General features: G+C 29.1%; 18 protein-coding genes and 1 pseudogene. 18 read left to right on the top strand and 1 reads right to left on the bottom strand.

What is annotated here, in order from left to right:
* Window positions 1-35 precede the first annotated feature (35 nt).
* The 3 genes from LXD69_RS00820 (at window position 36) to LXD69_RS00810 (ending at window position 3,319) form a co-directional block, all read left to right on the top strand.
* Window positions 36-938 (top strand): LytR/AlgR family response regulator transcription factor, encoded by a 903-nt coding sequence (locus LXD69_RS00820; RefSeq protein WP_246916720.1) that lies wholly within the window; start codon window positions 36-38, stop codon window positions 936-938.
* Between the two features lie 89 nt (window positions 939-1,027).
* Window positions 1,028-1,636, top strand: coding sequence for a hypothetical protein (locus LXD69_RS00815; RefSeq protein ID WP_246916718.1), 609 nt, complete (start codon window positions 1,028-1,030; stop codon window positions 1,634-1,636).
* Between the two features lie 399 nt (window positions 1,637-2,035).
* Entirely contained in the window at window positions 2,036-3,319 is a 1,284-nt protein-coding gene (locus LXD69_RS00810) for a citrate synthase (protein ID WP_045972782.1), read from the top strand.
* Between the two features lie 51 nt (window positions 3,320-3,370).
* Here the strand turns inward: LXD69_RS00810 and LXD69_RS00805 are convergent, their stop codons facing one another.
* Window positions 3,371-3,736 (bottom strand): hypothetical protein, encoded by a 366-nt coding sequence (locus LXD69_RS00805; protein WP_045972780.1) that lies wholly within the window; start codon window positions 3,734-3,736, stop codon window positions 3,371-3,373.
* 136 nt (window positions 3,737-3,872) lie between these two features.
* On the opposite strand from LXD69_RS00805, the gene LXD69_RS00800 reads away from it, so the two are divergent.
* From LXD69_RS00800 to LXD69_RS00730, 15 genes and pseudogenes are all read left to right on the top strand, one after another.
* Window positions 3,873-4,787 carry a dimethylarginine dimethylaminohydrolase family protein gene (locus LXD69_RS00800; protein ID WP_246916714.1) on the top strand — a complete coding sequence of 305 codons (915 nt, stop codon included), beginning with the start codon at window positions 3,873-3,875 and terminating at the stop codon, window positions 4,785-4,787.
* Between the two features lie 233 nt (window positions 4,788-5,020).
* On the top strand, window positions 5,021-5,956 hold the full coding sequence (ctlX, locus tag LXD69_RS00795; protein WP_246916711.1) for a citrulline utilization hydrolase CtlX: 936 nt from the start codon (window positions 5,021-5,023) through the stop codon (window positions 5,954-5,956).
* Between the two features lie 6 nt (window positions 5,957-5,962).
* Window positions 5,963-6,376 carry an RrF2 family transcriptional regulator gene (locus LXD69_RS00790; protein WP_045972774.1) on the top strand — a complete coding sequence of 138 codons (414 nt, stop codon included), beginning with the start codon at window positions 5,963-5,965 and terminating at the stop codon, window positions 6,374-6,376.
* Between the two features lie 74 nt (window positions 6,377-6,450).
* A complete protein-coding gene (locus LXD69_RS00785; RefSeq protein WP_045972772.1) occupies window positions 6,451-6,684 on the top strand; it encodes a DUF2061 domain-containing protein in 234 nt (77 codons plus the stop codon).
* Window positions 6,672-7,397 (top strand): phosphoadenylyl-sulfate reductase, encoded by a 726-nt coding sequence (locus LXD69_RS00780; RefSeq protein ID WP_394799731.1) that lies wholly within the window; start codon window positions 6,672-6,674, stop codon window positions 7,395-7,397. The genes LXD69_RS00785 and LXD69_RS00780 overlap by 13 nt, the downstream gene beginning before the upstream one ends.
* A gap of 5 nt (window positions 7,398-7,402) precedes the next feature.
* Complete coding sequence (cysD, locus tag LXD69_RS00775; RefSeq protein WP_045972768.1) at window positions 7,403-8,296, top strand: sulfate adenylyltransferase subunit CysD; 894 nt, start codon at window positions 7,403-7,405, stop codon at window positions 8,294-8,296.
* 2 nt (window positions 8,297-8,298) lie between these two features.
* Window positions 8,299-9,543 carry a sulfate adenylyltransferase subunit 1 gene (locus LXD69_RS00770; protein ID WP_045972766.1) on the top strand — a complete coding sequence of 415 codons (1,245 nt, stop codon included), beginning with the start codon at window positions 8,299-8,301 and terminating at the stop codon, window positions 9,541-9,543.
* A 636-nt stretch (window positions 9,544-10,179) separates the two neighbouring features.
* Window positions 10,180-10,815 (top strand): JAB domain-containing protein, encoded by a 636-nt coding sequence (locus LXD69_RS00765; RefSeq protein WP_246916706.1) that lies wholly within the window; start codon window positions 10,180-10,182, stop codon window positions 10,813-10,815.
* Window positions 10,816-11,100: 285 nt separating this feature from the next.
* A complete protein-coding gene (locus tag LXD69_RS00760) occupies window positions 11,101-12,039 on the top strand; it encodes a HamA C-terminal domain-containing protein (RefSeq protein WP_246916704.1) in 939 nt (312 codons plus the stop codon).
* Window positions 12,039-14,216 carry a DEAD/DEAH box helicase gene (locus LXD69_RS00755; RefSeq protein WP_246916701.1) on the top strand — a complete coding sequence of 726 codons (2,178 nt, stop codon included), beginning with the start codon at window positions 12,039-12,041 and terminating at the stop codon, window positions 14,214-14,216. Before LXD69_RS00760 ends, LXD69_RS00755 begins: the two co-directional genes overlap by 1 nt.
* 88 nt (window positions 14,217-14,304) lie before the next feature.
* On the top strand, window positions 14,305-14,853 hold the full coding sequence (locus tag LXD69_RS00750) for an REP-associated tyrosine transposase (protein WP_246916698.1): 549 nt from the start codon (window positions 14,305-14,307) through the stop codon (window positions 14,851-14,853).
* A gap of 97 nt (window positions 14,854-14,950) precedes the next feature.
* A complete protein-coding gene (locus LXD69_RS00745; protein WP_246916695.1) occupies window positions 14,951-15,127 on the top strand; it encodes a hypothetical protein in 177 nt (58 codons plus the stop codon).
* A 510-nt stretch (window positions 15,128-15,637) separates the two neighbouring features.
* Complete coding sequence (locus tag LXD69_RS00740) at window positions 15,638-17,311, top strand: MutS-related protein (RefSeq protein ID WP_246916692.1); 1,674 nt, start codon at window positions 15,638-15,640, stop codon at window positions 17,309-17,311.
* Window positions 17,312-17,716 (top strand): annotated as a pseudogene (locus tag LXD69_RS00735) (transposase); the annotation flags it as partial. It abuts the gene before it with no gap.
* Between the two features lie 189 nt (window positions 17,717-17,905).
* Entirely contained in the window at window positions 17,906-18,331 is a 426-nt protein-coding gene (locus tag LXD69_RS00730; protein WP_246916689.1) for a hypothetical protein, read from the top strand.
* Window positions 18,332-19,314 lie beyond the last annotated feature (983 nt).

Raw genomic sequence — 19,314 nt, 5'->3', positions numbered from 1 at the left:
ATTCGCACAAATGTTTTGCGAATCTTATTACAATAATGATACTTTCATATTTAAAAAAAGCTTACCCTCTAAACAACTCTTTAAAACGTAATCTTTTAATAGGAACTATAGTCGGACTCTTTATCTTTGGAATAAATATATACTCTTATGATGATGAAGTTATGTTGCATTTTAGAATGTCATATACAAAAATGGCAGCTATTTTTGGATTCATTACTTTTATTTCAGTCATAGTTGTTCTTTATATATTGCCTCAATTTGTATTCTCCAATAAAATTAAAGAGAATTGGACAGTCTTAAAAGAAATAGGATTAATTATCTTTCTACATATCATAATAATTCTTTCAAATTTTACTTTCTTTATGTTGATAGTAAAAGAAGATACCATTTTATTGACAAGTAGTTTTATTTTTTGGTCAATTTTTTCAACATTTTTACTCGGTTTTTTCCCTTCAATGTTTATTCTTTGGATTGATTATACTTTAAGACTAAAAAAAGCTTTGCTAAAAGTATTGACTTATAATAATCAATTAGAACAAAATATAAAAGAAAGCACTTTTCTTCAAGAAGAATCAATAATACGATTACAATCAAATAAACTGAATGATTCCATAGTCTTAGATGTAAATGATTTGATATTTATTAAGTCTGATGGAAACTATATTGAAATTTTCACATCAGATAATGGTAAAATAGTAAAAACATTATATAGGTATTCTTTACAATTAATAGAAGAGCAGTTAAAACAATATCCTTTTATACTAAGAGTGCATAGATCTTTTATTATAAATATTTATAAGGTTAATAAAGCTTCAGGAAATGCAAGAAATTATCAACTTTATTTTAAAGGAATTGAAGAAAATGTTCCAGTTTCTAGAACTAAATTTGAAATATTTATAAATGAATTTAATAGCATTATGTCATCTAATCACAAATAAATGTCATTTCATGTCAAATAGTTGATATTGAATAGTCTATTTTGATTCAATATATAGTTTTGCGTTGTTAAACAATAAAAAATCAAGTTATGATTAAAGCAAAATTAGTAGTTGTTATGTGTGTTTTAATGACAAATTATTTTACATTTTCTCAAGAAAAAGAAAATGACAAGGAAGAAAGGCATTATGTTTTTGAAACGTTTGATTCTGTAGTTGGCTTTGGTGGGCCTGTTCTGCAATTTTCGTCAATTGATAATAAATTTAGTTTATTTACAGGACTAAAAGGAGGAATAATACTCAATCATAAAATTGTACTAGGACTAGAAGGTTATTATTTAAATACAATAGTTGAGAGTAAAAATTATATTAATCGCGATTTAGATTTCACTTATGGAGGTCTTTTTATAGGTTATATCTTTAATAATAACGCTAAAGTTCACTTGTCACCATCTTTGCTCATTGGTTGGGGAGGAATTGAGGATGAATTGATAAATGATGAAAATAGTTTCTTTAAATTTTCGGATGATTTAGTAGTATTGCAACCTAGTTTAGAACTAGAAATAAATGTTTCCAAATATTTAAGATTTGGTATTAGTACCAATTATCGATATGTTGCAGGTGTTGATTTACGAAATTATACGAATAGTGATTTTGCAAGTTTTGGAGGAGCAATAGCTTTAAAATTTGGAAAATTTTAAAATATCAAAACTATTTTATAAAATTTTAAGACATAAATATAGAAATGGGTCAATACAAGCTTTTTGGTTAAGGTGTTTGTTCTTAGGTGTTTATTGTTTTTTTAATTTTTGTGTTTAATAAAAAAAAAATCTGTTTTAAAACGATAATATAACTTTTTAAGTCATAAAATTTTATTTTTATAGATATTAGAAATAGGAATTTGATAAAATAGATGAAAAATATTTTATTAAATGTAAAAAGTTATTCTTAATTAAACTATAAATTATCAAATTGTCATTTTGTAGTGATTTTACCTATCAAATTATAACAATATATTATCTTTAATTACTTTAAAATTAAATTAATATTCGTTAAATTCGCAAAATACTTTACAAATTTTCATAAAACACATTATATATATGTCGAAAACTGCAATATTAGAAATTGATGGCAAAAAGTATGAGTTTCCTGTTATCGTGGGAACTGAAAATGAGGTTGCTATCGATATAGACAAGTTGCGTGGTGCAACAGGTGCTATTACAATTGATCCAGGGTATAAAAATTCAGGATCATGTAAAAGTGAGATTACTTTTTTAGATGGAGAAGAAGGGATTTTGCGTTATAGAGGATATTCAATTGAAGAATTAGCAGATAAAGCAGATTTTTTAGAAGTTTCTTTTCTTTTAATTTTTGGAGAATTACCAAATAAAGCTCAATTAGAAAAATTTGAGAACGATATTAGAAAACATACATTAGTAAATGAAGAAATGAAAACCATATTAGAAGGTTTTCCAAAAACAGCTCACCCAATGGGCGTTTTATCTTCACTTACAAGTGCATTAACAGCATTTAACCCTAAATCGGTAAATGTAGAAAATGAAAAAGAAATGTATGAAGCAGTTTGCAAAACTATGGGTAAATTCCTAGTAATTGCAACATGGACATACAGAAGAAGAATGGGATATCCTTTAAACTATTATGATAATACAAAAGGATATGTTGAAAATTTCATGCGATTAATGTTTGAAATTCCAACAGAGCCTTATAAAATGGATAAGAAAATAGTTGATGCATTAGATAAACTATTTATTCTTCATGCTGATCACGAACAAAACTGTTCAACATCAACAGTAAGAATTGTAGGTTCTTCTCATGCAGGATTGTTTGCTTCAATATCGGCAGGTGTTTCAGCACTTTGGGGGCCATTACATGGTGGAGCAAATCAAGCTGTATTAGAAATGCTTCAAGAAATTCATGATAATGGTGGAGATGTTGAGAAATTCGTTTTAAAAGCAAAAGATAAAGAAGATCCATTCCGTTTAATGGGATTCGGACACAGAGTATATAAAAACTTTGATCCAAGAGCAACAATTATCAAAAAAGCAGCAGATGATGTTTTAGATGCTTTAGGTGTTGATGATCCATTATTAGATATCGCAAAACAATTAGAAAAAGTAGCTTTAGAAGACGAATATTTCAAAGCAAGAAACTTATATCCAAATGTAGATTTCTATTCTGGAATTATTTATAGAGCAATGGGAATTCCTGTAGAAATGTTTACAGTATTATTCGCTATTGGTCGTTTACCAGGATGGATTGCACAATGGAAAGAAATGCGTTTGAATAAAGAACCTATAGGTCGTCCAAGACAAGTTTATGTAGGGAATGCTTTAAGACCTTTCAAAGAAGTAAAAGATAGATAAAACAAAAATCCGAGCTATGCTCGGATTTTTTTATTTAAAAGATATTTGTAATTACTCTGGAGATTGTGATTCCTCTTTAGTTTCTGTTGACCTCGAAGTTTCTTCTTTTTTATCTTTTGTTAGTTCATCAAATTTTTCTTCAGCCTTTTCAACAACCTCTACTATAGCTTCCTTTACCTCATGAGCTTTTTCTTCAGCCCATTCAGCCGCTTCGCCTGCTTTTTCTTTTGCAGTTTTTACAAATTCATCTGCTTTTTCAGATAAATGCAATTCATCCAATTTTTTTGAAGCAGATTCTGTTAACTCTTCTATAGATTCTTTTACTTCCGCAGCAATTTCTGCAACCTTATCTATAGTCTCATCAGTGGTCTTCTTTGTTTTACCAAATAATGAATTAAAAAAATTTGAAATTCCCATAATACTTTAAGTTTTATATAAATGTATAAATTTATTGATTACATTGTTCTAAGAAAGAATAAAATATATATATAATTTAATTAGTAGAATTAAACTTTTAGATTCCTTTTTCTATCTTTGTCAAAAGCTAAAAGCGATGTTACAATTAAATGTAAAAAACGAATCATCAAGATTAAAGGCAGTAGTTTTAGGAACTGCTATAAGTAATGGTCCAATGCCTACAGTAGAAGAGGCTTATGACCCAAAATCATTAGAACATATTATTGCAGGAACATATCCTGTAGAAGAAGACATGGTAAAAGAAATGGAAGCTTTTAACCAAGTTTTTCAAAAATATAATGTACAAGTTTTTCGTCCAAATGTTATTCAAGATTACAATCAAATTTTTTCAAGAGATATAGGATTTGTTATAGATGACATTTTTATTAAAGCAAATATTTTACCAGATAGAGAAAGAGAACTAGACGCAATCCAATATGTAATAAATCAAATTGACCCTAAAAAAGTAGTGCGTCCACCAGAAGAAGTACATATTGAAGGAGGAGATGTAATGCTTTGGAATGATTATATTTTTATAGGTACCTATAAAGGATCAGATTATAAAGACTATATTACTGCTAGAACAAATATGGCAGGTGTCAATTATATTAAAGAATTGTTCCCTCATAAAATTGTAAAAGAATTTGATTTAGTAAAATCTAAAATTGAGCCTAGAGACAATGCTTTACATTTAGATTGTTGTTTTCAACCTGTAGGAACAAATCTTGGAATTATTTATAAAAGTGGTTTCCGTGAAGAATCAGATTATATGTATTTAGTAAATCTATTTGGAAAAGAAAATTTGTTTCATATTGAAAGAGAAGAAATGTATCACATGAATTCTAATGTTTTCTCAATAGCTCCAGATGTAGTTGTTTCTGAACGAAATTTTACTAGACTAAATAATTGGATGAGAAGTAAAGGGATTACTGTAGAAGAAATTCCTTACGCAGAGATTTCCAAACAAGAAGGCTTATTAAGATGTTCAACATTACCTTTAATTAGAGAATAAAGAAAGTTCTAAGTTATAGGTTCTAAGTTTCAAGTTGTAAAATTTAATTAAGGGTATGAAAAGCTATGAAGATTTAGATATTTATAAAATTAGTTTAGCATTGTTTTATGAAATTCATCAACCTTCATTACTTTTGCCAAAGCATGAATTGTACGAATTAGGTAGTCAAATAAGGCGCTCGTCAGATTAAAAAAACAGAAAACAGTCAACTGATAATAAAATTTTAAAACAAAATGAATCAAACTACAAATACAATATTAATGATTCGTCCGGTTGCATTCCGAATGAACGAGCAAACAGCAGTAAATAATTACTATCAAAAAGTATTAGATGGTTTATTGCCAGCAACAGTTAATGCAAAAGCACAAGCAGAGTTTGATGCTTATGTAGAAAAATTAAGAGCAGTAGGAATTAATGTTATAGTTGTAGATGACACAGTAAGTCCAGATACTCCAGATAGTATTTTTCCGAATAACTGGGTTTCTTTTCATGAAACAGGAGATGTGGTTTTGTATCCAATGTTCGCTGAAAATAGAAGACAAGAAAGAAGAGAAGATATCTTAGATATATTAGAAGAAAAAGGATTTCTGATTAATGAAATCATGGATTATACTTCAGCAGAAGAAGATGAATTCTTTTTAGAAGGAACAGGAAGTATCGTTTTAGATAGAAAAAATGGAATTGCTTATTGTGCTTTATCTCCAAGAGCCGATGAAGAGTTGTTTATCGAATTTTGTGAAGATTTTGACTATTCACCTGTTATCTTCGAGGCCTTTCAAACAGTAAATGGACAAAGAAAACATATTTATCATACTAATGTGATTATGTGTGTAGCAGAAACTTTCGCAGTTATTTGTGCCGATTGTATAGATGATAAAGCAGAACGAAAAATGGTGCTTTCTAATTTGAAAGAATCAGGTAAGGAAGTCATTTTAATTACAGAAGAACAAGTGAATAGCTTTGCAGGAAATATGTTGCAAGTACAAGGAAAGGATAATGAACGTTTCTTAATTATGAGTAATGCAGCTTATGAGAGCCTAACTAAAGAGCAAGTAGGTAAAATAGAAAAACATTGTAAAATTGTACATGCAAGTTTAGATATAATCGAAGCTTGTGGTGGAGGAAGTGCTCGTTGTATGATGGCTGAAGTTTTTTTACCAAAAGCATAATATAAAATGTTATCAAGAAAAACAAAATACGGACTTAAAGCATTAATTTATATGGCAAAGCAAGATAAATTAATGCCAGTCCTTATTTCTGAAATATCAGAAAAAGAAAATATATCTAAAAAATTCTTAGAATTAATCCTATTAGACTTAAAAAAAATAGGATTATTAGGTTCTAAGAAAGGCAAAGGAGGAGGTTATTATTTACTAAAAGATCCTAAGGAAATTTCTGTAGCAAAAATTATCCGATTTTTAGATGGACCAATTGCTTTGTTGCCTTGTGTAAGCCTAAATTTTTACGAAAAATGCAACGATTGTCCTAGTGAAGAAGCATGTGCTTTAAATAAATTATTGATTGAAGTAAGAGATAATGCTCTTAAAGTACTGGAAAACAAGTCATTATACGATTTGTCTTCTTTTTGATTTTTTTTACTAAAATAGACTACTAAATCAATAGACTAATAGTATCTTTGAAAAATTAAAAATAGGAAGTCATTATGTTATTAGATTTATTAAAATTTAAAAAACAAATTGCAATAAATAAGGAAGTTAAAATTTCAGCATATAAAACAATTACTTGGCGTATTTTAGGTACAATAGATACAGTAATAATATCATATTTAATGACAGGAAACTTTAAAATTGCATTTTCAATAGGTGGTTTTGAAGTATTCTCTAAAATGATATTATATTTTATTCACGAAAGAGTATGGACAAAATGGACAAAATAAAAAACGAATTATCAAATTATAATAGCATTCTTGAGAAATTAAATCTCGAAGAAAGCTTAAGCTATGTTATAGATAATATTGAAGGAAAGAAAGTATTTTCCACTTCATTCGGAATTGAAGATCAATTATTAACGCATTTTATAAACTTAATTAACAAAGAAGTTTCTGTTTTTACATTAGATACAGGAAGACAGTTTAATGAAACCTATGAAGTGTTTGATAAAACTCAAAACAAGTATAAGAATATTGATTTGAAAGTATATTATCCAAATGAAGATCAAATACAAGAATATGTAAAAGAAGAAGGAATTAATGGATTTTATAATAGTGTAGAAAGTCGTAAAAAATGTTGTTTTGTTAGAAAAGTAGTTCCCTTAAAAAGAGCATTAGAAGGAGCAGATGTTTGGATAACAGGATTAAGAGCAGAACAATCGGCAAACAGAGAAACTATGCAGTTTTTAGAATGGGATGAAGACAATAAGTTAATAAAATTTAATCCTTTACTAAAATATACTTTGGAAGAAGTTGAAGAAGTAGTAAACAAATATAATATTCCAATTAATAGCTTATATAAAAAAGGTTATCTAAGTATTGGATGCGCACCATGTACAAGAGCAATTGAAAAAGGAGAAGACTTTAGAGCTGGTAGATGGTGGTGGGAAAACGGAAAAAAAGAATGTGGACTTCACATTCATGTAGATAAAAATAATTAATAAAAATGCGAAATCATTTAGAAGAATTAGAAAACGAGAGTATTTATATCCTGAGAGAAGTTGCAGCACAGTTTCAAAAACCTGTTTTATTATTCTCAGGAGGAAAAGACTCAATAACAGTAGCAAGATTAGCCCAAAAAGCATTCTATCCAGCTAAAATTCCATTTACTTTTATGCATATAGACACAGGACACAATTTTCCTGAAACTATAACATTTAGAGATAAATTAATAAAAGAACTAGGAGTTGAACTTATTGTTAGATATGTACAAGACAGTATTGATACCAATAAAGTACAAGAAGAAACGGGGAAATATGCAAGTAGAAATTCACTTCAAACAGTAACACTTTTAGATGCAATAGAAGAGTTTGGTTTTGATGCATGTATTGGAGGTGCAAGAAGAGATGAAGAAAAATCAAGAGCTAAAGAAAGAATATTTTCAGTTAGAGACGATTTTGGACAATGGGATGCAAAAAAACAAAGACCAGAAATGTTTACCATTTTAAATGGGAAAATCAATTTTGGTGAAAACGTTAGAGCTTTTCCTATTAGCAATTGGACAGAAGAAGATGTATGGAGCTATATTAAACAAGAAGATTTAGAATTACCGTCAATATATTTTGCACACGAAAGAAAACTAGTAAAACGTGATGGAACATTTTTAGCGCATTCAGATTACTTAAACCTAACAGAAACAGATGAAATTGTTACTGATGTAGTAAGATTTAGAACAGTTGGAGACATGACTTGTACAGCAGCATTAGTATCTAATGCAAGTTCGATAGAAGATGTAATGTATGAAAACAAAACGTCTAAATCATCTGAAAGAGGAGCAAGAATCGATGATAAACGTTCTGAAGCTGCTTTAGAACAAAGAAAAAAAGGAGGGTATTTTTAATTATGGAATTACTTAAAATTAATACAGCAGGAAGTGTAGATGATGGAAAGAGTACTTTAATAGGACGATTTCTATATGATAGTAATGCATTAACTATTGAGCAAGAAGAATTAGTGCGACAAAAAACCAAAGAAAAAGGATTAGAAGATCTTGATTTTTCAGTTATTACAGATGGTTTAATTGCAGAAAGAGAACAAGGAATAACAATAGATGTAGCCCATATTTATTTCTCATCAGATACTAGAAAATTTATAATTGCAGATAGTCCTGGACATGTAGAATATACTAGAAACATGGTAACAGGTGCTTCAAATTCAGATTTATCCATAATCTTAATAGATGCTAGAAAAGGGTTGCTAGAACAAACACATCGTCATTATTTTATTAGTAGACTATTACGATTAGAATCGGTTATTTTCTGTGTTAATAAAATGGATTTAGTAGATTATGACGAAGATGTCTTCTTAAAAATCGCTACAGACATTAATAAAATGGTAAATGAGTTTGAAGAGTTAAATCAAACAATATCTATCATTCCTATTAGTTCATTGAAAGGAGATAATATTGTGCATAACTCTAAAAACATGAACTGGTATACAGGAGAAACCTTATCAAATGTTCTTCATAGTTTTAAAAAGAATACCCAATTTACAGATAGCTTTAGAATGGATATTCAGCAAGTATATCATGTTCAAAATACTGAATTTGTAGATTATAGATCTTATGCAGGTAGAGTAAATTCAGGACAATTAAAAGTAGGGGATAAGGTAACAGTTTTACCATCTTGTAAATCATCGGAAGTTGTAGAAATTAGAAAGTTTACTTCTTTGTTAAATGAAACATCAGTTGGTGAATCTGTACAAATTCGATTAAAAGACGATCTAGATATAAGTAGAGGAATGATGTTTGTAAAAGAACAAAATGACGCTCTATTCGAAAAGGAAATTACAGCTAAAATGGTATGGTTAGATGAAAGACAGGCAAATAAAACCTCAAAATATTTTATTCAAGCCAATTCAAGAACAGCAATTTGTAAAATACAAGATTTTATACATCTTATAAAACCAGAAAATCCACTTGAAAGATTTCCTTGTGAAAACATACGACTAAATGATATTGCTTTAGTGAAATTAAAATTAGCTAATCCAATTTATTTAGACAAGTATGCCGATAATAAAGCTAATGGAGCATTTATTATCGTAGATTCTCAAACCAATAATACTGTTGCAGTAGGTTTTGTAGAATAATTAAAAATTGGTAAAAAACCCCTAAATACATTTGTATTTAGGGGTTTTTGTGTTTTTATACGCATCTAAAATAGTAACTCAAAATACCATCAGAGTAGTAAACACAAACCAAACCCACCATCTTGTCATGCTGAAAGCATCCCATTAGTAGCTCCCCAAACCAAATCCACCATCTTGTCATGCTAAAAGTATTCCATTAAAATAGCACAAACCAAACCCACAATCTTGTCATGCTGAAAGCATCCCATTAGTAGCTCCACAAGCAAAATCATTAATAATCATCATTCATCATTAATTTCAGAGCCATCGGCTCGGTATATTTTAAACCCAAACCAAATCCACCATCTTGTCATACTGAAAGTATTCCATTAAAATAGCACAAACCAAATCCACCATCTTGTCATGCTGAAAGTATTCCATTAGAATAGCACAAACCAAACCCATCATCTTGTCATGCTGAAAGCATCCCATTAGTAGCTCACGTTTATCTTGTCGATTATCCGTTGTTTGTTTTCAACATACAACATACAACTTCAAAAAAAACACCATAGAACGTTTTGAATATACCAACAAATATTATAAATTTATCCCACTGCAAAAGCCAAAATACACGCTATATAAAAAGGAAACACACCAATGGATATTACACTAACCGATGAACAACGCATAAAAATTCTCAATTCCGATGATATTTATGGCATTATGCAGCAAGTACTCTTGCGAGAAAACAAAATAGACCAAGACAAAGAACATTTTTGGGTAGTGGGGCTTGCCAACAACAATAGAGTGTTGTTTATAGAGTTAGTAAGTTTGGGCACCGTAAACCAAACATTGGTAGAACCTATGGAAGTTTATAGTTTGGCACTACAAAAAAGAGCCGTAAAAATTATACTTTGCCACAACCACCCTAGTGGAGAATTGAAACCTTCAGAAACCGACAAAGACGTTACCGACCGCTTAATACAAGTGGGCATTATTGTAGATGTCTTGGTCATAGACCATTTAATAATTTCTACCAAAAGCTACCTTAGCTTTAAAGACATTGGGCTTCTCGGCGAACTAGAAAAAAGCACCAAATATGTGCCAAAATACGTATTGGAAGAAAGAATGCGAAAAGAAGCCGAAGCAATTATAAAGAGAAAAAACTCTATAGAAATTGCCAAGCAATTAAAACGAAAAGGCATTGCCAACGGAACCATAGCCGAAGCCACAGGACTGTCTTTAGAAGAAGTGGCAAAACTGAGAGTAAAAAAAGCAAACAATATAGAATAGTACTCCTCAAAAAATATTTTTTTTAACTCGTTTACGGATTACCGCACAAAACAAAAAAAGTACTGCATTACCTTTGAAAAAGCAGCCGAATTGTCTTTCGTACGTATTTATACGTACAAAAAACACCCAAAAATACGTATTTATACGTATTGTGGGTTTAGAAAGAATGGTTTAGGTTTGTGAAATAAAGAATGACGTTTGTTGTACATATTTATCTCATTTTGGGTGTATATTTATGATAGAGTCATACATATAAACAAGTTAGGAGATATTTAAACAAACCATATGGCAACACCATTCAATTCTGAAAAAATAATCATTCAACAAATCAACAATGTTGACTTTAGTACTTTTCTTGTCGGATTTGATTTAAATGATCTTGGCGAAAAAGAATATAGAATAAAACCATTAGTAACAAAATTAACTCATGTAATACATGAATTTGCTTTTGGATTCCATGAAGATACACAAACGGACAATACAGAAACACTAAGCAAACTAACTGATGCCGCAAAATCAATTTACAAAATTGACTCATTTCAGAAAGTAAAAGATATTTATGATAACAATGGTACAATTGATGATGATTTAGAAGATAAATATCTAAGAAGAGGAGAATTTGGAGAATTAATTTTGCATTTACTTTTAAGAGATTTTTATAAAACAATTCCTTTATTATCTAAAATTTATTTTAAAGATTCATTAGGACATGCAGTTCATGGATTTGATTCAGTTCATATTCAAGAAGAAACGCAAACATTATGGCTTGGCGAATCCAAGATATATACTGATGGCAAAAGAGGTGTAAAAGAACTTGTAAATGACATAAAAGAGCATTTTAAATCAGATTATCTAAATTCAGAGTTTATTTTGATTTCTAAAAAATTAAAACATTTAGATAATATTCCTCAAAAAGATTATTGGTTAGACCTTCTAACAGATTCAAGAACTTTAAAAGAAAGACTAACAACTATAAATATTCCACTTTTATGTACTTACCAATGTGATTTGTTCTCAATTCACGATGACGAAACTAAACAAGAATTCATTGATGCCTACGTGAATGAAATGAACGAAATAAAAAATTATTTTGATGGGAAAAACGACCATCCATTAAAAGCAAACCTTAACATTATCCTAATATTATTTCCAGTACAGAATAAAACAGAATTAGTTAAGGCAATGCATAATAAAATCTCATTATTACAAACACTTGGTGAATAATGGAAGAAACTATCAACTACATTGAAAGCACTGATAAAATAAACTTTGAATCCACTTTCAATATTTACAAGTATTGTTCTGCTCTAATCGTTGAAGATGAGCAAAAGGCTCAAAAACTTTTAGTTAATATTTTAGGTAACAAATCCAAATTTGAACCCCATTTAGATTTTGTCTTAGCCGACTTAATTGAAGGAGTAGGATTTTATCCTTATATCAAAAAGGAAGATTTTAAAATTACTTCTACTGATGCTTTAATCCGAAACGCTTATCATCAATCTGATAATCTTGATAAAGTACTGCATGAAGACCAGAAATACCTACTTTCATTAATTAATTCAGACAAAAATGTAATTGTAAGTGCTCCAACTAGTTTTGGGAAAAGTCTACTTATCGAGGAAATTGTAGCAACAAGCAAATTCGAGAATATTATTGTTATTCAACCAACTTTAGCCTTACTTGATGAAACAAGAAGAAAGTTGATGAAGTATGATGATAGGTATAAGTTAATAGTCAGAACTTCACAAGAACCGAGTATTGAAAAAGGAAACTTATTTTTGCTTACAGCAGAAAGAGTCAATGAGTTTAAGAATCTTCCTAGAATTGACCTTATTATTATTGACGAATTTTATAAGTTGAGTACAAAAAGAGATGATGAAAGGGCGGACTCGCTTAACAACGCTTTCAATTATGTTCTAAAAACATTCAATCCTAAATTTTATCTTTTAGGCCCAAATATAGATTCCATTTCTGAGGGATTTACTGAAAAGTATAATGCTATTTTTTACAAAACAAAATCTTCTTTAGTAGACACAAAGTCAATAGATATTTATTCTGAACATAAGGATTATTTTGACAAACCAATTAAGTTCAAAGAGTATAAAGAAAATATCCTTTTTGATTTATTGATTAGTTTACAAAATGAACAATCTATAATTTATTGTTCATCTCCAGCAAGAGTGAGATATTTATCAAGCCAATTTTTAAAGTACTTAATTGAAAAAAACTATCCTAAAACAAATGATAATTTAGATATTATAGAATGGATTAAAATAAACATTTCTGCTGAATGGAGTCTTTTAGATTTACTATCATTAGAGATAGGTATACATGATGGTGCGTTACAAAAACATATTACAACAACTATTATTGATTATTTCAATACTCAAAAAATAAAGTATCTGTTTTGTACTTCGACAATAATAGAAGGTGTAAACACAAGTGCAAAAAACATTATTTATTTTGACTCTACAAAAGGAAGAAGAACTCCAATTGATTTTTTTGATTATTCAAATATCAAAGGTAGAGCTGGTAGATTAATGGTTCATTATATTGGCAAAATATATAATTTTAATGAAATACCAGAAAACAACCAAGTTGTTATAGATATACCATTTTTTGAGCAAAATCCTATTTCTGACGAGGTGTTAATTAACCTTGAAGATGTAGAAGTCAAAGATTCAAATAAAGAACAATTAAATCGAATTAATGAGTTACCTCCAAATGAAAGAGATTTAATAAAGCAAAATGGAGTACAAGTTTTTGGACAAAAAAATATCATTGACACAATACGAACTGAACTTAAATCGAAGTACCATTTAATCAGTTGGAGTAATTACCCTACTAAACAACAATTAGAATATATTCTAGGTTTAGCTTGGAATAATTTACTAAAACCAAATGAAACTGTGAGACCAATGACTCTAAATAAATTAGTAACGGTGACTCAAATTTATGGATATAATCAGAATATTTGGAATCTAGTAAATAGCACTTTTAGTTATTTTAAAGGACTTAAGGAATTTGAAAGCGTATCTGACAATGAAATAATGGATGAAGCAATAAGAGATAGCTTTCAAGTCTTAAAACATTGGCTAGAATACAAAGTTCCTAAATGGCTATCTGTAATAAATTCAATTCAGGAATTCGTTTGTAATGAAAGTGGTTTAAAGCCAGGAAACTACACCTATTTTTCTAATCTAATTGAGAATGATTTTATAAGAGAAAATTTAGTAATCCTTAGTGAATATGGTATACCGACTTCTGCAATTAGAAAACTAGAAAATATCATTTCCGCTAAAACCCCTCAAGAAGAAGTAATGAAAATTATTAAATCAGAAAGACTTTTTGACAATAAAATATTTATAGAATATGAAAGGAATAAACTAAAAAATAACTAAACATCCCCCGCTAGCGCGAGCATCTTGCTCGTGCCTACAAACAAAATCAGGCTAAATTAGGTTTCAATAGTTTTGTTATTTTTACAAAATGAGTAGGAAGTATAAATTTGGAGAGCAATCAGGAGCCTATTTTATTAGCTTCGCAACAGTTAATTGGATAGACGTATTTACGAGAATAGAATATTTTGATTTAATTACAGAATCTTTAGACTATTGTAGAAAAAACAAAGGTATGGAGATTTATGGCTATTGTATAATGCCAAGTCATATTCATTTAATTTTTCGTTCATCACATGCTGACCCTTCTGGATTAATTCGAGATTTTAAAGGTTTTACTTCTAGAAAAATAATGAAAGCGATAGTTGAAAATGAACAGGAAAGCAGAAAAGAATGGATGCTTTGGATGTTTGAAAGAGCAGGGAAAAAGAATAGTAATGTGAAACAAAGACAGTTTTGGCAACAAAACAATAAACCAATAGAGATTTGGTCTTTAAAAGTTTTTGAACAGAAACTAAATTATGTTCATTATAACCCTGTACAAACAGGATTTGTAACAGATCCAATAGATTGGAAGTATAGTAGTGCTAGAAACTATGGCAACAACGATCAAACAATTTTAGAGATTGATATAAATTGATTTTTCTTTGTGGGCACGAGCAAGATGCTCGCGCTAGCGGGGATTAAAGATTCTTTAGTAATAACGAAACATGGCTTTAAATTGAATTAAATTGAATATGAGAAATACATTAGCTTATTTAGTAATGATTGTACCAATTGTAACGTATAATATTTATTATTATAATGAGACAACTAGAGGGATTGATTTATGGCAAGTTTTGGGTGCTTTTATAATAGGAGCCATTTCCTATAAAATTGGTATGGATATAAAAAATAGAGGCAAAGTAAAGTAAAATACCAGCTCCTCCAGCTAGCGCGAGCATCTTGCTCGTGCCTACAAACAAATTCAAGTTAAATTAGGTTTTAATAGTTTTGTTGTTTTTACAAAATGAGTAGGAAGTATAAATTTGGAGAGCAATCAGGAGCCTATTTTATTAGCTTTATTCACGGTTTATTATTTTTATAAAGGAAGTTCATGCATCCGCTTTGCTCAAGTGCAACAGTTAATTGGATAGACGTATTCACGAGAATAGAGTATTTTGATTAATTATAGAATCAGCTCCTCAAAGTCTCCTGACTTTGAGGATTAATAATATATTTAATGTTAAATTAATTTTTTATAAAAATGAAGCTTCATTATAAAACACTTACTTTAATATATTTAATACAAATAAGAATAAAAGAAGGTTTTTTAGACGACTGGAGTTAGCGATAATGAGAAAACATTTTGTTAAAATTCACAAGATTAACAATAGACAGAATTTTTTTGTAACATTAAATAGAAAATCAATACTAACTATTTAATGATTAAAGACATAATATTTCAAATAGAATATACTTTTTCTCAAATAAAATTCAACCGAAAAAGAGAGTTAAATAGAAAGCTGAAAGAATCATTTGGAAAGCTGAAAGATGATTCCTTTGACTTTGACAGTATTGAAAAATACTTTAGAAAGAAAGACAACTCAAAAGTTTATCAAGTATTATCAGACAAAACTTGTAATGATTTGGATTTTGATGATTTGTTTATGTTCCTAGATAGAACTCATTCAAAGATTGGTCAACAATATCTATACAATCATCTTCGTACTATTGAAATAAATGAAAAGAAGACCAGACTAAATGAAGAAATAATAACAGCGTTTTTAAAAAATTATGAATTAAGAATTTCGGTTCAAAAAGAACTCGAAAAGCTAAAACATAAAGATGTATATTATATATCTTCTTTGTTTCAAGATGAGCATCTCAATCCACCAAAATGGTTTTTTGTAATAAAGTTATTATCGTTTGCTAGTTTAGTGTCGCTCGTTTTGGTTTTTTTCAATCCTATATTTTTTATTGTTCTTTTAGGTGTTTTTTGCGTGAATTTTGTACTTCATTATTGGAATAAAAATAATTTAGTTCAATATGTAGGTTCAATTCCACAACTTTTAAGACTTAATAATGTTGCCTCACATTTATTTACCAATCCGTTATTAAAAAAAATAAATCCTGACTTATCCAAGTCAATAAAACTAATAAATGAAGTTAAAAGTAGAATGTCTTTTTTCTCACTCGAAGCCAAACTTCAAGGTGAATTTGAAATTATAGTTTGGTTTGTATTTGAGATTTTTAAAACAATGTTTCTACTTGAGCCATTATTGTTATTTGGTGTTTTAAAAAGACTAAACACAAAAAGAGAAGAAATAGAAAGTGTTTTTAAATTTGTTGGGCATATTGATATGTTAGTTTCCGTAGCATCTTTAAGAAAAGGACTCGAAACATTTTGTTTGCCAATTATTAACGATGAAAATAAAATTATTGCTAAAGATATAAGTCATCCTTTAATTTTTAAATGCACAACTAATAACATTGAAATAACTGAAAAATCGATACTTCTTACAGGCTCAAATATGTCTGGAAAAACGTCTTTTATTCGTGCCATTGGTCTCAATGTAATAACTGGGCTTACAATTAATACTTGTTTTGCTAAATCAATGACTTTTCCTTTATTAAAAGTGTTTTCAGCTATTCGAATAAGCGATGATTTGATGAATAATAAAAGTTATTATTTTGAAGAAGTATTAACCATCAAGGAAATGCTAAAAGAAAGTGAAAATGGAAATAAAAACCTCTTTCTTTTAGATGAAATATTTAAAGGAACAAATACTGTTGAACGTATTTCTGCTGGAAAATCTATTTTGTCTGCTTTGGCAAAACATAATAATAAAATATTAGTCTCAACCCACGACATAGAATTAACAGATATGCTTTTGAACGAATATGAATTATATCATTTTAGTGAAACAGTAAATGAGGACAATATAGGTTTTGATTACAAATTGAAAGAAGGAAAGCTAAAAAATAGAAATGCTATTAGAATACTTGAAATTAATGACTATCCAAAAGAAGTTGTGAAAGAAGCAGTCAAAATAGCCAAAAAAATAGATGAAACATATTTAGTAAAAAATGTTACTGGGAGCAATTTGTATATGTGAATGGAGATTTATGGCTATTGTATAATGCCAAGTCATATCTATTTGATTTTTCGTTCATCACATGCTGACCCTTCCGGATTAATTCGAGATTTTAAAGGTTTTACTTCTAGAAAAATAATGAAAGCGATAGTTGAAAATGAACAGGAAAGTAGAAAAGAATGGATGCTTTGGATGTTTGAAAGAGCAGGGAAAAAGAATAGTAATGTGAAACAAAGACAGTTTTGGCAACAAAACAACAAACCAATAGAGATCTGGTCTTTAAAAGTTTTTGAACAGAAATTAAATTATGTTCATTATAATCCTGTACAAACAGGTTTTGTAACAGATCCAATAGATTGGAAGTATAGTAGTGCTAGAAACTATGGCAACAACGATCAAACAATTTTAGAGATTGATATAAATTGATTTTTCTTTGTGAGCACGAGCAAGATGCTCGCGCTAACGGGGGATAACACAAGAGTTGTAAAAAAAATAGAGGTAAAGCAAGTAGAAAATAAATAAAAATAGATTATGATTTTTAAACACATTAATTTTTTTTTGGTTTTGTTTTTTTTGATTGGTTGTAACAATAATAGCAAACAAATTTTAGTTGATATGGACAACATAGGTCAATTCAAGCATTTTAAATATGAATATGAATCTAGTTTAACTACAAATTATTTTATATTTTATAATGATGGTAGATTATATGTTCCTCCTATGGCTTTCTATTCAGACAGAACAGCAGCTAGTTGGAGAATTATTAAAAAAAATGGAAAAATTGATTCATTAATTATTGAAGCAGATAATAAAGTTTATCAAGGAAAATTTAAAGTAGACTTTCTTAAAAATAATACTAATTCTAGGTTGTTTATGAAATTAAAATCAGATTCATTAGAAATAGTTTTATATAATTATTTTAAAACAAAAAAAGAAAGGGATGCTTATATTAATAAATATGGTATAGAAACAACTCAAGTTTCTGATGATTATTTTCCTCAGTTAAAACAGTTTCCTGATAATTGGAAAACTTTTGATTAAAAAAAACAGCTAGCGCGAGCATCTTGCTCGTGCCTACAAACAAAATCAGGCTAAATAGGTTTCAATAGTTTTATTATTTTTACAAAATGAGTAGAAAGTATAAATTTGGAGAGCAATCAGGAGCCTATTTTATTAGTTTTTCAGCTAGCACGAGCAAGATGCTCGCGCTAGCGGGGTTTTTCTCTTAATTGCAACAGCTCTTTCTTATACAATAAAACTATTCTGATTGGAACATCTATGCTCGTTTTATACATGATTTTCATTGTCTTAATCCATATGTACAAAGGAAACCCATCTGAAATTGTAATTCTTATAGCAACCATATTCGCTTCGTATATAAGAAAACCACAATTATTTCATCAAAAACCAAATTAAATCACTACTAAACAATACTTTCAAAATTTAAAAAGTTATACATTTTTTTAGTCATTAGTGAATAATTATTAGTACTAAATAGTTAGAGAAAATCAAGTTTTAAGGTTAACATCTAGAATGCCAAAACTTTTTCACTTTACTTCTCGCTATTCACTAATCACTATTTACTAGACATCAACAACTTTGCCAAAATCGCTAAAAACAGGGCTCGTGAATGGTTTTGACGTGTTTTGACCGGTTTTGACGTGTTTTGATGTATTTTGACGTACTTAAAGGGGTTAAATAGGGCCTTTGTTCGGAGATTGTTCGGAAAAGCTTCGGTCAAGCAGCGGTAAACAGGCACTTTTTCGCAACAACTTCCGAACGAAACTGCTACTTGACTGCTACTAAACCTAAAAAATTAGTGGTTAGTGGAAATTAAAAAAAAGTAACACACTTCATCTTTTCTTCTTCAAATTTCAAACATTTTATCACAAAAGTGTTACCCTGTAAAGGGTTTTATTAGCAGTTTCTCAAGGCTATTATAAATGTTGCCTTTATGAAAAGAATGTTGAGTTCTTGTATAACTTCTCGATACGCTTCGCACTGAAGGGATGTGTATTAAGAAC

It is taken from the genome of Flavobacterium sediminilitoris (genome assembly GCF_023008245.1).
Classification (GTDB): Bacteria; Bacteroidota; Bacteroidia; order Flavobacteriales; family Flavobacteriaceae; genus Flavobacterium; species Flavobacterium sediminilitoris.
Note: the sequence above shows the minus strand (reverse complement) of the source record. Positions and strands in the feature narration are given on the sequence as shown.